Source organism: Ascidiimonas meishanensis, assembly GCF_037782385.1.
Classification (GTDB): domain Bacteria; phylum Bacteroidota; class Bacteroidia; order Flavobacteriales; family Flavobacteriaceae; genus Ascidiimonas; species Ascidiimonas meishanensis.
On sequence record NZ_JBBEXD010000001.1, the window covers coordinates 812,374 to 827,616 of the forward strand.

Consider the following 15,243-nt stretch of genomic DNA (forward strand, 5'->3'; position numbering starts at 1 on the left):
CCACTCATGAATATAGAAAATAAAACACAGATCAAAAACCGGATGATCAAGAAGGCTGCCGATCTTTGGGGAGTCACACCAAACGAGATAGAGAGTTCTTTTGACCCTGTTGTTTCTTTACTTATTAGCGCCTGTTCATCAGAAATGGCGAAAATATCCAATCAAATCAACAACTCAGAGACTCGGGTTACAGAAAGACTTATACAATTAATGACTCCTGAAAGCTTATACGGAGTTAAACCTGCCCATGGAATTGCTTATGCTGAACCAACGAGTCCAAACGGTTTAATTAAACCTGAAAACCTTTTCTATTTTAAAAAGAAGATCAGTGATCCACAAACCGGTGAGAAAGTTAAAAATATATTTTTCTCTCCTGTTCATGAAAACAAATTAATTGATGCACGTATAACCCATCTTGTTTGTGGAAAAGAAGGTTATGAATTAGACGGAAAATCAAAAGCGACCATTTTTACGCTCAAAGAGAATTCCTCATTACCTCCTTCAACACTGTACCTAGGAATAAAAACAAGTGATCAAAAGATTGCTTTAAATGATATTTCAATTTTTTTTGAATCCTTAAATCTCATAGATAAAGAAATATTCTATCACAATCTAAAACAAGCACAGTTTTATTATAAAGATGCCCCATTAGAAGTGTCGCCAGGTTTTATTAATAGTTTGGAGTTTGAAAAAAACGAATTGAAATCTATTTTTTCTAATAAACCTAAAAAAACGCAAACCATTGAGAATTACATAGAAAATACCTATAAGAAATATTTTATGACTTTAAGGTCTGATGTATCTCTTGAAGATCCTTTAAAAGTTCCTGTAGAATTTGCAGACCTCATTGATTTAAAAACCCATTCTGATTTTCAAGAACTTCATTGGATTAAAATCGTTTTTCCAAGAATTATTAACAATACCATCTTAAACGGTTTGTTTTGTTCTTTTAATGCTTTTCCGGTGTTGAATCGAAAAATTGAAAGTATTACCTATCAATTAAAGGATTATATCCATATTATTCCTCTAAGCACAATGGATTTGTTTTTGGATATTAAAGAGGTAAACAATACTTCTGGTATGTCTTATAAATTTAGAGAAAATGACACTGAAAAGGATCAAAAAGGCACTTTTATTATAAGAAGAGACAACACTAGCAAATTAGATTCAAGAAAAGCCAAAGAATACCTCTTACATCTTATTGAATTATTAAAAGATGAAAGTGCCGCTTTTTCAATCTACGGTAATGACTTTTTACAATCTAGTCTTAGAGAATTGAATCAAAATATTGCAACGCTAGAAAACAAACTCAAAGATATGACTAGAAATGTAGCCGAGATGAACTACATATCTATTAAACCTTATGCTAAGAAAGATACGTTAATGATAAAGTATTGGACTACTAACGGGGAAGAGGCCAACCATATTAAATCAGGAAGTGCTTTAGCAGTTTATAAAGGAAGTGAATTGAAACAAAAAAATAGTTTCTTCCTCACCCCTACTTTTCAAGGTAAAAATAATCTAAGCATGGAAGAGCGCTTATATACCTATAGAAGTGCCTTGTTATCAAGACAAAGAATTGTTAGCAAAGAAGATGTAAAAGCACTTTGTTTTGAATTATGCGGGTCTAAAATTCAAAAAGTAGAGATCCAAAAAAGTTTTAAAACAGCTATTGATGTTAACAAAGGATTAATACCTGCTATTGAAATACTCATCTACCCCAAAAGAACTGACAATACTTCTGAAACGGAATGGGATTTCCTGAAAACAAATATTTTGTCCATTTTAGAAAAAAGATCTCTTAATGTCTTCCCCTACTACGTAATGATCATGAACGAACTAAAAACAGATTCCAAATGAAAACAGAAAACAATCCCAATAACCACTATTTAGACAGAAGCATTGTCTTATTCTTCATTATTACGATTTTGATTACTACTTCTGTTTTTTCGTATAAGTATATCAACTATTTTCCATGTGATGTAGTGGATTTTGAAATCAATACAAAGAGCTACCGAGTGGGTGATATTATAAGGTTTAGAGATAACACACAAAATGTCTTAGATAGAGTTTGGGATTTTGGCGACAACTCTTATCAAAAAACCGGCATCGCCACATTTCATACTTTTGAAAAACCTGGAGAATACCAAATTAAACTTAAAGTTAATGGGAAATGTGAAAGTGTTAAAACAATTACCATCAAAGAAAAAGCCTTTATTCTTGATTCCTCAAAATTAGCCCGTTTCAACGTGCCTGAAACCATTAAAGTAGGTGAAGTATTAAAAATACAAGATGAAACGAAAGATGCGTACAAATGGGAATGGCGATTTGGAGAAACTGCAGAGGTGAATTCCACTGATAAGAATCCAGAATACACCTATGAATCCCCAGGATTAAAGACTATCATACTTATTGTAAACGGTAATTCAAAATACAAGGGTAGAAAGCAAATAGAAGTTTTACCAAAAGAAAAAGAAACACGCAAACCTAAAAGAAGAATTAGAAGATCTGAAGAGAGCAAATCTATAATTAAATATATTCCTGGAGACACTACTTCAACAACTGAGTTAATACCCATAAAAAGAGCGCCCAACATCACGGATAAAAAATTTAAAGACCGAATTGAAAATATTTCGAAAAAAAGAATAAATGATGTTGAAGAAAGTTTCAGTAAATTTCTTTGTGGTAATCTCCAACTGCCCATCATTGCCAAAGGTAAAAAAACCACTTTTGCAGAATTTTGCGAAAAGATCAGAGGAAGAACCATCAAGATTAAAGAATTAAAAATCACTAGAAATCCAAATACTAATTGTATTGAACATATCAATATAGATTATCGTAAAAGTTTATTTTAGACCTATGAAAATAGAAGATCAGAATCATTACCAGGTTAACTGGATAAATGGGATGAAAATCAATAAAGAACACTTTATTGAGGCCGAAAATGCCTTTACCCAAAGGACTCAGCTAATGAATTCTAAAAATATTAATGAATTCAATTACGGTTTATTACCGCAGACTGGGCTAGAAAGGTCAATTGAAATGAGTTTATCTATAGATGGGCAAGGTACAGTTAAGATACAACTCCAGAAATGCAGCGCCATAACCTCTGGAGGACATTTAATTTACATAACTAAAGAAATCTCAGAATTACTGGAAAGAAATAACCGTGTTATTGAAACAGATTATAAGATTGAAGGTGAAACAGAAGCCTGTTATATTATTATATCGGTTAATCCGTACCAAAGGATTCCTTTGGGAGATTCTTTACCTAATGAAGAACCTCCACGACATCCCTTTGTGATCCCTGAATACAAACTTAGCATTGTTCCAAAATCTGAAACAAATGATGAAGAATTGGGCAAATACCATATTACTTTAGGTAAAATACGCTTTGACGAAACTACAAATGCCGAACTGGCAGAAGAATTCATCCCTCCATGCACATCAATACAAAGTCATCCAGATTTAATACATACTTATCAAGAAATAGGTGTTTTCTATAACAGAATAGAAAATTACTCGATGCTTATTATTCAGAAGATATATCAAAAAAAGCAATCTAATGAACTTGCCAAAATGGTATTAACACTTTCTCAAAGCGTTCTGCAGTATATTGGAGGAATGTTGTCTGAATATCGTCTTAATGACAAGTACGCCCATCCAGTTGTTTTAATTAGTAAACTCATGTCTTTAGCCCGGGTAATAAAAAATAATTTGGATGTATACAATGGAACCGGAAAAGAAGAATTATTAAACTATCTATCAGATTGGTGCGATCTTAATCAGGGTGCATTTGAAAATACACTCATTGATTTAATAGAACTACAATACCAGCATACAGATATTAATACCTCACTAAACCATGTTTCTGAATTTACCAGATTGATGCATACGCTGTTCAAAAAATTAAGTGAACTGGATTATATAGGTAAGAAGTTAGACCCAAATATCTTTGTAAAAGAAGAAGTTATTGCAGAAAAAGATTCAAAACCCCGTCGTAGTTTTTTATGGGACTAATCAATATTAATCATTCTTAACATTCAAAATGAAACCAAAAAACAACAAAGAAAGAAGAATCAGTATCTTAAAGTTTGCCCTTTTATTTCTTTTTACTACCGCCTTAATTGTGGTGTCTTTCTTCTTTGATTTTAACAAGGTGCCCCTAAAAGAAAATAAAGTATTAAGAGATAGATCAGAAGTAATTGAAAAAGAGGCTGAATTTCAACGAGAATTCTCAGAAGAGATGGTTAAAATTAATTCCTTACTTGATTCGCTAGATACTCCTGGGCAAAATGACCAATATATTAATGCACTCATAAATTCAGGAATAGTAGATTTAGAAAAATCAATTCCTAAAGAAGGTTCTAGCGATAGATATGATATGTATAAAAATATTATAAAGTCTTATGTGCAATTGCACCAATTTAAAAACAAACTTAAAGAATATGAGGATATAGATCAACAATTAGACGAATATGAAGAAGAGTTAGAAAGAGTGAATACAGAATTAGAAACAGCTAAAAGAAACCTAGACGCGATGAGAATAAGATAGCTCATTGATGACCTATTCACCTGCGCTTTCATTATGAAACAAAAATGATATAAATACGTTTAGACTTTTAATCATCTTAAGTATTCTATTTCGATATACAAATATGGATAATTAAAAAAATAACACCTACTTATTCGCTTTTCAATAAACAATATCTTTAAAAGATTTAGATATATGTATCTTAGCAAAAGTGAATCATTACAACATAGTTATTATTGGAGGTGGATTGGCTGGTCTTACAGCAGCATTAGATTTATCCAAAAAAAAATACCGCGTTCTTTTAATTGAGAAGCATATATATCCGCATCACAAAGTGTGTGGTGAATATGTATCTAATGAGATTCTGCCTTATTTAAATACTTTAGGCATCTCCTTAGAAAAAGTAGGAGCTGTTTCCATTACAAATTTTCAACTAAGTACAAAAAAAGGTACTTGTACCTCAACTAAGTTGCCTCTTGGCGGAAAAGGTATTAGTAGATATGCCTTTGATAATTTACTCTTCAAACACGCAAAAAAACAGGGTGCAAAATTTTTATTTGATACGGTTAATACTATTAATTATGAGAATAACCTTTTCACGGTAAGTACAGCTTCAAACCAACAATATACAGCAGAAATCACTATTGGAGCCTATGGCAAAAGAGCCCATTTAGACAAACAACTAAATAGGGACTTTTTTAAAGAAAAGTCTTCTTGGTTAGGCGTTAAAGCACACTACCAAATTGATCATTTTCCAGATAATTTGGTTGCTCTTCATAATTTTGATGGTGGGTATGGAGGATTGTCTAAAACCGAAACCGGTGCTGTAAACTTTTGCTATCTTACTACTTACAATAGTTTTAAACCCTACAATACTATTGAAGCGTTTCATAAAAATGTAGTTTCGGAAAATCCGTTCTTAAAAGAATTTCTTGAAAAAGCTACTCCTTTGTTTGAAAAACCATTAACCATAGCTCAAATAAGTTTCCATAAAAAAAAACCAGTTGAAAACCACATATTAATGTGCGGTGATACCGCCGGACTTATTCACCCCTTATGTGGTAACGGCATGGCTATGGCAATTCATAGTGCCAAAATTGCTTCAGATCTAATTCATGAATACTTTATAGGAAATCTTAAAAATAGATCTGATTTAGAAAAAGCATATCATCGCTTGTGGAATTCTACATTTAAACGCAGATTGTGGATGGGTAGAAGACTACAGGCATTGTTATTATCACCAACACTTTCAAAGCATTCCATGACGCTTGCTAGCAAAGCTCCTAAACTCCTGCAAAAGCTTATTAAACTCACTCATGGAAAACCAATAGTATGATAAAAGATCTTTCTAAAAGGAGCCATGATCCTGAGATTATGGATGACTTTGATACACCTCTTCCCGATTTAAAAGAAGTACTTGACGATATTAACCGTGTGAATACCATACTTGGTGGTTTTGAGATTACTAACAAAGCAGTTACTAGACTTATTCAAGAAAACCCAAAACAAAGTTATACCATAGTAGACGTTGGTTGTGCTGAAGGAAGTATGCTAAGAAAATTGGCTACTTCTTTTAGAAAAAAAAGACATCAAGTAAATTTTATTGGAATAGATCTTAATGAAGAAGCATTACTTATAGCGAAAGAACGATCTAAGAACTTCCCTGAAATAAGCTATCTCAAACAGGACATTTTTACTGCCAATTTTCAAAATTTAGGATGTGATATCGTTATAAGTACTTTAACTATGCATCATTTTAATGATGAGGCTATTGTACGTTTTATAAAATATTTTATTAAAATAGCCACTATTGGCGTCGTTATAAACGATTTGCAAAGAAGTGTCTGGGCGTATTATCTTTTTAAATTGTTTAGTCTTATTTTTATAAAAACACGTGTTGCCAAAATTGATGGATTAATTTCAATCAGAAGAGCATTTATAAGGAAAGAATTAATTTCCTACACAAAAAATTTACCTGGAGTAAATCATAAAATTGAATGGAAATGGGCTTTTAGGTATCTATGGCTCATAAGAAAAACCTAATAAACAAACCTTTATTAATGAACGCTACACATATTGTACATTGCGCTAAACAACTCCCCCCCTATTGCAGAGAAACCAAAAACATTTTACCCTTCGTAAAACTTTGGCTTTCAAATGAAGATGAAAGATTTCAACGCAAAGTGATGAAAATTTTTGAAGGTGCTGCTGTAGATAAAAGATATGGAATCATGGATATTGAAGAAGTATTTACTGCGACCTCTTTTGAGGATAAAAATAATATTTATGTACGTGAAGCTAAAAAACTAGGTTCTTCTGTATTAAGGAAGGCATTGCAAGAAACAGATTGGTCCCCAGACTCTATAGATTATGTTATCACCGTAAGCTGTACCGGAATCATGATTCCCTCTTTGGATGCATATCTTATTAATGAATTAAATCTTAGACAAGATGTGGTAAGGCTTCCCGTTACTGAAATGGGTTGTGCAGCCGGCGTCTCGGGGCTTATTTATGCACATAATTTTTTAAAGTCTAACCCAGAGAAAAGAATTGCGCTGGTAGCTGTGGAAAGCCCTACCGCTACCTTTCAGCTGAATGACCACTCCATGGCAAATATGGTAAGTGCTGCTATTTTTGGAGATGGTGCAGCTTGTGTATTACTTTCTTCAGAAAAAGATGCTTCTGGGCCAAAAATTATAGGGGAAGAAATGTTTCATTTTAAAGATGCTACCCATCTTATGGGGTTTGATTTGACAAATGACGGATTAAAAATGATTTTAGACCCCGCAGTTCCAGAAACCATCACAGAAAAATTTCCGGAGATTGTGCATCCCTTTCTTGCCAAACACCATAGCAGCATTGAAAAAGTAAATCACCTCATCTTTCATCCGGGAGGGCGCAAAATTGTGCAAACAGTAGAAGAACTCTTTGGAAAACTGGGCAAAAATATTGATGATACTAGAGAAACACTACGTTTGTATGGAAATATGAGTAGTGCTACTGTCTTATATGTTTTGGAAAGGTTTCTATCAAAAGAGATCCATTCTGGAGAACAAGGACTCATACTCAGTTTTGGCCCGGGATTTTCTGCACAAAGAGTATTAATTGAATGGTAACTAAAAGTTTTTCCTAATTTTATAAAGGATATGAAGAACAATCATTGGGCATTAATCTTAGGAGGTAGTTCTGGACTTGGGCTTGCAACCGCAAAAAAGTTGGCTAGCCATGGCTACAACCTTATTATAATTCACAGAGATCGTAAACTAGATCTTGAAGAGATTAATCGTTCTTTTAATGAAATAAGAAAGACGGGAGTTACACTGATTTCATATAATAAAGATGCAGTAAACTTAAAGGTTAGAGAAAATCTTTTATCCCTTATCTCAGCAGTACTGCCTAAAGAAGCAAAAATAAAAGTGCTTGTTCACAGTATTGCTAAAGGCAGTTTAAAACCTATGAATTCAAAAGAATCATTAACTAATGAAGACTTTCAAACCAGTATTCAAGCAATGGCATTAAGTTTATATGACTGGACCAAAGCATTACATACAAATGATCTGTTTGATACAGACACCAGAATTATTTCTTTTACCAGTGAAGGAAGTAGTAAAGCATGGAAACATTATGGAGCCGTCTCCATTGCTAAAGCTTCGCTAGAAGCATTAACCCGAAGTATTGCATTAGAATTTGCCTCATGCGGGATTAAGGCAAATTGCATTCAAGCAGGAGTAACAGAAACCAAATCTTTTAATCTGATTCCTGGTTATGAGGAAATAAAAGAATTTAGTTTGAAAAAAAATCCATTTGGCAGGTTAACAACCCCACAAGACGTGGCAAATGCTGTATATTTATTAACCACTCCTGAAGCTAAATGGATTAATGGTACCATAATCAAAGTAGATGGAGGTGAAAGTTTACAGTAATTGATGAATTTTGAGCAAATCATACAAAAACTCCCTTATCAACATCCATTTTTGTTTGTAGATGAATTAAATAATATAACTAACGATGGAGTTTCTGGTACTTATACATTTCATCCAGAATTGGACTTTTATAAAGGACATTTTATTGAGAATCCTATAACACCCGGAGTGATTTTAACAGAATGCTGTGCTCAAATTGGACTCGTATGCCTAGGTATCTATTTGTTATCACAAGAAAATTCTATAGAGACCACTCATTTTAAAATAGGGTTTAGCAGTTCTAAAATGGATTTTTTGTTACCTGTCTTTCCAGGAGAAAAAGTAGTGGTTACTTCAAAAAAAATATACTTTAGGTTTCAGAAATTAAGATGCAAGGTTGAAATGCATAACGAAAAAGGGAATTTGGTATGTAAAGGTGAATTAGACGGAATGCTTATTACTAAAAAAAATGCGTAGAAGAGTTGTCATAACAGGTATGGGAGTTTGTGCCCCAAATGCCAATAATATTAATGAATTTGCACATGCCTTAAAAATAGGAAAAAGTGGTATTAAACACCATCCAGAATTAGAAGAACTTAACTTTCGCTGTCAAATTGCTGGAAAACCCAATATTCCTGAAGAGCACATCAAAAAATATTTCACTCCACTGCAACTTCGCGATTTAAAAGCAAGCGGAATTGTTTATGGGGTTATTTCCGGTGTAGATGCCTGGAAAGATGCGGGACTGGAAATTGCTACAGATCTTGCGCCAGACTGGGATAGTGGTATTATTTTTGGAACCGGAATTTTAGGTGTAGATAAATTTCGTGATGCGATTTATAAGGTAGATGCTAAAAATGTACGCAGGTTGGGCAGCACAACCGTCCTTCAAACAATGGCTAGTGGTATTAGTGCATATCTCGGTGGGCTGCTAGGCTGCGGAAATCAGGTCACCACCAATTCTTCTGCTTGCAGTACAGGAACGGAAGGTATTCTAATGGCTTACGAGCGAATTGCTTCTGGAAATGCTGAAAGAATCCTCACCGGTAGCTGTAGCGACAGTGGTCCCTATGTATGGGGCGGATTTGATGCCATGCGCATTCTTCCTAGAAAATATAATGAAAATCCTGAAGATGCCAGCAGACCCATGAGTGCTTCTGCCAGTGGGTTTGTTCCAGGAAGTGGTGCTGGAGCCCTGGTACTTGAATCTTTAGAAAGTGCCCAAAAAAGAAATAGTAAAATCTATGTTGAAGTACTTGGTGGAGCAGTAAATTGTGGAGGACAGCGGGGCGGTGGCACTATGACCGCACCTAATTCAACAGCTGTAAAACGATGTTTAAAACAAGCCATTGCTTATGCTGGAGTAGCAAAAAGCGAAATTGACGTTATAAACGGACATCTTACGGCGACTTCCAAAGACCCAGTTGAAATACAAAACTGGCAAGAAGTCTTAGGCTGCTCTAAAGAAGACTTTCCTTATATAAACTCTTTCAAAAGTCTTATAGGCCATTGCCTTGCTGCTGCTGGTAGTATAGAGTGTGTGGGTGCTATTTTGCAGTTCACTGAAAAAATGGTTTTTGGAAATAGAAATTGTGTAGATCTACATCCAGAAATTTTAAAAATGGTATCTAAAGAAAAAATTCCTATTAAATCCGTTGTATTTGATCCTGAAATTATGGCAAAAGCAAGTTTTGGCTTTGGGGATGTAAATGCTTGTGTTATTTTTAAAAAATATAAATCTTGACGACTTAAAAGAAATCTCATGAACGAAGAGCATTATCAAAAACTCAAAGAAATTATTCAAATATACTTACCTGAAGATGTTTCTGTGGAAGCAATTACTCCAGAAAGTAATTTGGTAACTGAATTAAACATAAATTCTGCAAATCTTGTTGATATCATTCTTGATGTGGAAGATTCCTTTGACATCATGATTGAAGATGCAGATATGGATCAAATGCAAACAGTAAAAAATGCACTTGACATTGTAGAAAAGAAATTAGCTGAAAAGTAGATATTAGCACAACTTTCAAAAAATTAATTCTCTGGAAACCAAAAAACTAAAAAGCTGGCGTTTATATTTACAGTATCCTTTTTAATTTTACTGAAGCTATAATTGTTAAAATACAAGCACTATGAATCAAAAATCGATTTCAAAGCGCAATGCTAAGTTATTTGAAGTTGTAAATGCCGGTATAGGGTATAAAGTTGGACATCTAAACAGTGAAGATGACACTTTTAATGGAAAAGAAATAACAATTGATGGAAGAAAAATGATCAATTTTGCCTCTTGCAGTTACCTGGGATTAGCTCTGGATGAAAGGCTAAAACAAAGTGCAAAAGAAGGGCTGGAAAAATATGGAAATTCTTTCCCTACTTCTCGATCATTTATCTCAATGGGCTATTTAGACCAACTGGAAAAAAGACTGGAAGTACTTTTTGGTCATCCCTGCTTACTTACTACTTCAACTTCTCTAGGGCATGTGGGCTGGCTGCCACTATTGGTAGGTCCTAATGATCTTGTTATTCTAGATCACCAAGTTCATAGCAGCGTTACTGCTGCATCAGAACTTTTAAAAGCACAAGGTACCAAATTAGAAGTCATAAGGCATAACCGTATGGATCTACTGGAAGAACGACTCATTACTAACAAAACTAATTATAACAAGATTTGGTATCTGGCTGATGGTATTTACTCTATGTATGGAGATCTGGCTCCCATGGATGAAATTACCAGAATGTTAAACACCTATGATCATTTTCATGTTTACATGGATGATGCGCATGGAATGAGCTGGAAAGGCAAAAACGGTGAAGGCCATGTGCTGGAAAAATACCCCCTTCATGAGCGTATAGCTTTAATTACCTCCTTAGGAAAAAGTTTTGGTTCGTTGGGAGGTGTGATGATTTTTAAAGATGAAAAAGCAAAAAATGAAACTAAATTCATGCAGGACCTTTAATTTTTTCTTCACCTATGGTTCCCGCAGTAATTGGGGCGTCTATGGCTTCTGCTAATATTCATCTAAGTGATGAGTTACCAGTCTTACAAAATCAACTAAAAAATAAAATTAGTTTCTTTAGAACCCGTGCTACAAAATATGGTATCCCATTTTTAGGATTAGGAAATACTCCCATTTTTTTTATCCCTATTGGAGACCCCGAAGACGTATTTGTCCTTGGAAAAAAAATGATGGAAAAAGGCTTTTATCAAAGTCCTTCAGTTTTTCCCAGCGTACCATTAAAAAATGCGGGCCTGCGTTTTACCATTACGAACTGGATTTCAGAAGAAAATATAGATAGTATGCTTAAACAGCTTTCTGAACTCTATCAGCAACAATTAACCCCAGCGCAAAGAAACCTCTCCTTTCTTCAAAAAAGGTTTAAGGGTTCATTAAGAGAATTTAGTGTCTAAAGAATATAAACTCAATTAAAATAATTTAACCGCAATTTTTGATTCGGTTGCATGTTTAACCACTAATTTGCTGTAAAACAAATAAAAGAAGCTGTTTACATACTTATTTTAAAAAGCAGGTTCTGGTTGTGATGGGTTATCTTTTTAATTCTACATTAGAAATACAGGTAAATTCTTATAGCTTTGTAAAGCAACAACTTAGTGAAATCCATTCATTAACAAATAAACTCATACAATGCCTACCTTAATTCCATACATCGTATTTTCAGGAAATTGCCGCAAAGCATTAGACTTCTATTGTAATGTATTTAATGGCACCATACAATCCATTGAAACATTTGATGATTCTCCAATTCCGGTAGATGCAGAAAATGCCAAAAGAATTTTTGACTCGGAATTTTTTGCTAATGGAATTCATTTCAAAGCTTCAGATGATCTGCCAGAACACAAAGTTACTAAGGGTACGAATATTTCCATGTTTGTTGCTTTTGATGATATGCTGTTTAGAAAAGAAGCCTTTGAGAAACTCGCTGAGCATGGAAAAGTCTTATTTGAATTAAACGAGAATTTTGGAATGGTAAAAGACCCATTTGGTATTCAATGGATGTTTACCATAAATACGTGAGCAATGAATTTTAACACTCAAAACTCTAAAAAATGCCTTAATTGCTTGTCTGATCTATCAGGGAATTTCTGTTCTCAATGCGGACAAAAAGGAAATTTAGGACGTATCACTTTTAAAGAAACTTTAAATAGTTTTATGAGTGCTTCTTTTGCGTTGGAGGGACCTCTTTTTTATACCATTAAAGGACTTATTCTTAAACCTGGGGACGTGTTTAGGGAATATTTTTCCGGTAAACGAAAAACTTACTATAAACCGGTTGCATTTTTTATTTTGATGACTGCTTTGTATATCATTCTAAGAACTATGATTAATTTTGATCCTTTAGAAGGACAGGTAGCTATAGACCCTTCCAGCAATGAGCTGCCAAGGAGCGTAGTCAAAACAAGACAGGCGGCCAGATTTATGGTAGCTCATATTAATCACATTATGTTTTTTCTAGTATTTTCTATAGCAGTAATCACTAAATTATTTTTTTGGAAAAAACAAAATTTGGCAGAATATATAGCTATGGGTTTTTATATTTCTGGAATGTATATTCTATTTGGTATTCCGCTAATGTTTATTAGCAAGTATAGTAGTTTTAACGCCAATGAAATACAATTAATTCTATTAGCAATATACATCTTATTTTGTATAGGTTCTTTTTTTAAGAAAAGGTCTTTTCGCAATATAGTCACCTATTTTTTTACAAGTATTTTGAGTATTCTTTTATATATTTCTTTAGGGTTCGGCTTTTCCCTATGGATAGTTTTGTTAAAAGACTAAAAAAATCTGCTATTAAAGAGAAATACCTGAGTAATGAATTAAATAACGTTAATTTTTAACATACAAACTCCTATCAAATTTTATTTTTGGGACACCAACTTATTCAACAATTCTTCCAAATCCAAGATATCCTGCGAGCCGTCTATCATATTTTTTAGCGTAAATTGATTATTTGAGATTTCTTCGCTTCCTGCAAGAACAACATACGGAATAGCTCTTTTATGTGCGTATTTAAGCTGTTTTTGCGTTTTTGTTGTGTCAGGATATAACTCAGCTTTAATTCCCTCTTTTCTTAATTTTTGAATTGCTAGCATAGCATACATGGCCTCTTTTTCACCAAAATTAACAAAGAGTACTTGTGTTCCAGTAGTAACCGCTTCCGGGAAAAGGTTTAGTTCTTCCATGACTAAGTAAATACGATCTAATCCAAAAGAAATTCCTACTCCACTAATGTTTTTCAAACCAAAGATTCCGGTAAGGTCATCATAGCGTCCACCACCTCCTATAGAACCCATTTTAACCCCTTTTGGTGCTTCCACTTCAAATATGGCGCCCGTATAGTAATTTAAACCCCTTGCAAGAGTTACATCAATCCCGAGGCTAGCTGTTTGTAATCCCAATTCTTGTATTGATTTCACAATAAATTGAAGCTCTTCCACTCCCTTTTGTCCCTCCTCAGACGAAACCAGAATACCCCTTAACTGTTCCAGTTGCTCTTCATTAGTCCCAGATAGGTCTAAAATAGGTTCAATAGCCTTTATTGCTTTTTCTGAAATTCCTTTGTTTAACATCTCTTTCTTAACACCTTCCCTTCCAATCTTATCCAATTTGTCTAAGGCAACTGTAAAGTCAATCAGTTTATCTGCTTCACCAATTACTTGGGCTATACCCGAAAGTATTTTGCGATTGTTTAATTTAATATGTACCCCGCTAATTCCTAAGGATGTAAATACGGCATCATACAATTGCACAAATTCAACCTCCTGCCATAATGAATCTGAACCTACTACATCTGCGTCACACTGGTAAAATTCTCTAAACCTTCCTTTTTGTGGACGATCTGCTCTCCATACAGCTTGTATCTGATAACGTTTAAAAGGAAAGTCAATTTCATTCTGATGCATTACTACATATCTGGCAAAAGGAACGGTTAAATCATACCTTAATGCTTTTTCAGATATTTTTGAGGTAAGCAAACTTGAAGACTTCTCATTGTATAAAGCAGTATCTACCTTTGAAAGGTAATCCCCAGAATTTAATATTTTAAAAATTAATCGGTCTCCCTCATCTCCATATTTACCCATTAGGGTTTCCGAGTTTTCAAAAGAAGGGGTTTCTATGGGTTGGAATGCGAACGTCTCAAAGTGTTTTTTGATAGTGTTTATGATATAAGTACGCCTTGTTACTTCTTCAGGAGAAAAGTCTCTGGTTCCTTTAGGAATTCCGGGTTTCTGTGCCATTAATCACCAATTTATCTGGGTGCAAATATCTTAATTTCTATGGGAACTCAGGTTGCTTTAATAAATTTATCTAAAGATTGATAAAGAGCTCCTTTAGTAATAACAGATCCTTGTAAAATTAACTGAAATATATCTTCATACTTATCTTCAGAGAATTCTTTAGAAGCTGTAAAAAATTCTACACTATCCTCCTTCAGATTCTCTTTGAACCACTGGAATCCACTCTTAGTGGTAAGATCATGAGATTTATGGGTAAGTTTAACCGCTATCAGTTCCATTTTTTTATCGCCAATATGAAATAATTGCATGGAATAAGCAGAAATATTTTCAAGATAGCGCACCTTTTTTAAAACTCCTTCCCAGATCAAGTCACTAAATATATCTAATTCTTGTTCTACAATATCAGACTTATTAACTTTCAACTCTTTCCATTCCGAAGCAGTAATAGACTGTGTTGCTAAAAAATTAATAAACTCCTGATGGAGTTCTTCAAATTGCTCTCGTGTTAATCTTTGGTACTTCATACTAATTAAAAAAAACCGCCC

General features: G+C 33.9%; 17 protein-coding genes. 15 read left to right on the forward strand and 2 right to left on the reverse strand.

Annotation, left to right across the window (positions count from 1 at the left end):
• The first annotated feature begins 6 nt into the window (after positions 1–6).
• The 15 genes from WBG07_RS03490 to WBG07_RS03560 all read left to right on the forward strand — a co-directional run bounded on the left by WBG07_RS03490 (position 7) and on the right by WBG07_RS03560 (position 13,238).
• Positions 7–1,860 (forward strand): type VI secretion system baseplate subunit TssF, encoded by a 1,854-nt coding sequence (locus WBG07_RS03490; protein ID WP_340199095.1) that lies wholly within the window; start codon positions 7–9, stop codon positions 1,858–1,860.
• On the forward strand, positions 1,857–2,855 hold the full coding sequence (locus WBG07_RS03495; RefSeq protein WP_340199096.1) for a PKD domain-containing protein: 999 nt from the start codon (positions 1,857–1,859) through the stop codon (positions 2,853–2,855). The genes WBG07_RS03490 and WBG07_RS03495 overlap by 4 nt, the downstream gene beginning before the upstream one ends.
• Positions 2,856–2,859: 4 nt before the next feature.
• The gene (locus WBG07_RS03500; protein ID WP_340199097.1) at positions 2,860–4,020 is read left to right on the forward strand and encodes a hypothetical protein; all 1,161 of its coding nucleotides are present in this window, start codon (positions 2,860–2,862) and stop codon (positions 4,018–4,020) included.
• Positions 4,021–4,048: 28 nt separating this feature from the next.
• Positions 4,049–4,555, forward strand: coding sequence for a type VI secretion system TssO (gene tssO / locus WBG07_RS03505; RefSeq protein ID WP_340199098.1), 507 nt, complete (start codon positions 4,049–4,051; stop codon positions 4,553–4,555).
• Between the two features lie 190 nt (positions 4,556–4,745).
• Entirely contained in the window at positions 4,746–5,870 is a 1,125-nt protein-coding gene (locus WBG07_RS03510) for an NAD(P)/FAD-dependent oxidoreductase (RefSeq protein WP_340199099.1), read from the forward strand.
• On the forward strand, positions 5,867–6,577 hold the full coding sequence (locus WBG07_RS03515; RefSeq protein WP_340199100.1) for a methyltransferase domain-containing protein: 711 nt from the start codon (positions 5,867–5,869) through the stop codon (positions 6,575–6,577). The genes WBG07_RS03510 and WBG07_RS03515 overlap by 4 nt, the downstream gene beginning before the upstream one ends.
• Before the next feature lie 17 nt (positions 6,578–6,594).
• Positions 6,595–7,650, forward strand: coding sequence for a type III polyketide synthase (locus WBG07_RS03520; RefSeq protein WP_340199101.1), 1,056 nt, complete (start codon positions 6,595–6,597; stop codon positions 7,648–7,650).
• Positions 7,651–7,680: 30 nt separating this feature from the next.
• Positions 7,681–8,457, forward strand: a complete 777-nt coding sequence (locus WBG07_RS03525; RefSeq protein WP_340199102.1) for an SDR family NAD(P)-dependent oxidoreductase — start codon at positions 7,681–7,683, stop codon at positions 8,455–8,457.
• 3 nt (positions 8,458–8,460) lie between these two features.
• Positions 8,461–8,913, forward strand: a complete 453-nt coding sequence (locus tag WBG07_RS03530; protein WP_340199103.1) for a 3-hydroxyacyl-ACP dehydratase FabZ family protein — start codon at positions 8,461–8,463, stop codon at positions 8,911–8,913.
• Positions 8,906–10,180: a beta-ketoacyl-[acyl-carrier-protein] synthase family protein gene (locus tag WBG07_RS03535; RefSeq protein ID WP_340199104.1), complete on the forward strand. Its 1,275-nt coding sequence runs from the start codon at positions 8,906–8,908 to the stop codon at positions 10,178–10,180. Before WBG07_RS03530 ends, WBG07_RS03535 begins: the two co-directional genes overlap by 8 nt.
• A gap of 18 nt (positions 10,181–10,198) precedes the next feature.
• Positions 10,199–10,450, forward strand: a complete 252-nt coding sequence (locus WBG07_RS03540; RefSeq protein ID WP_340199105.1) for a phosphopantetheine-binding protein — start codon at positions 10,199–10,201, stop codon at positions 10,448–10,450.
• Between the two features lie 121 nt (positions 10,451–10,571).
• A complete protein-coding gene (locus tag WBG07_RS03545; protein WP_340199106.1) occupies positions 10,572–11,396 on the forward strand; it encodes an aminotransferase class I/II-fold pyridoxal phosphate-dependent enzyme in 825 nt (274 codons plus the stop codon).
• Between the two features lie 14 nt (positions 11,397–11,410).
• The gene (locus tag WBG07_RS03550; RefSeq protein ID WP_340199107.1) at positions 11,411–11,848 is read left to right on the forward strand and encodes a hypothetical protein; all 438 of its coding nucleotides are present in this window, start codon (positions 11,411–11,413) and stop codon (positions 11,846–11,848) included.
• Between the two features lie 235 nt (positions 11,849–12,083).
• A complete protein-coding gene (locus tag WBG07_RS03555; RefSeq protein WP_340199108.1) occupies positions 12,084–12,473 on the forward strand; it encodes a VOC family protein in 390 nt (129 codons plus the stop codon).
• A 3-nt stretch (positions 12,474–12,476) separates the two neighbouring features.
• Positions 12,477–13,238, forward strand: a complete 762-nt coding sequence (locus WBG07_RS03560) for a DUF3667 domain-containing protein (protein ID WP_340199109.1) — start codon at positions 12,477–12,479, stop codon at positions 13,236–13,238.
• A gap of 80 nt (positions 13,239–13,318) precedes the next feature.
• Here the strand turns inward: WBG07_RS03560 and hisS are convergent, their stop codons facing one another.
• Together hisS and WBG07_RS03570 are read right to left on the reverse strand one after the other, a co-directional pair.
• Positions 13,319–14,698 (reverse strand): histidine--tRNA ligase, encoded by a 1,380-nt coding sequence (gene hisS / locus WBG07_RS03565; RefSeq protein WP_340199110.1) that lies wholly within the window; start codon positions 14,696–14,698, stop codon positions 13,319–13,321.
• Positions 14,699–14,745: 47 nt separating this feature from the next.
• Positions 14,746–15,222, reverse strand: coding sequence for a DUF6495 family protein (locus WBG07_RS03570; protein WP_340199111.1), 477 nt, complete (start codon positions 15,220–15,222; stop codon positions 14,746–14,748).
• Between the last annotated feature and the right edge of the window lie 21 nt (positions 15,223–15,243).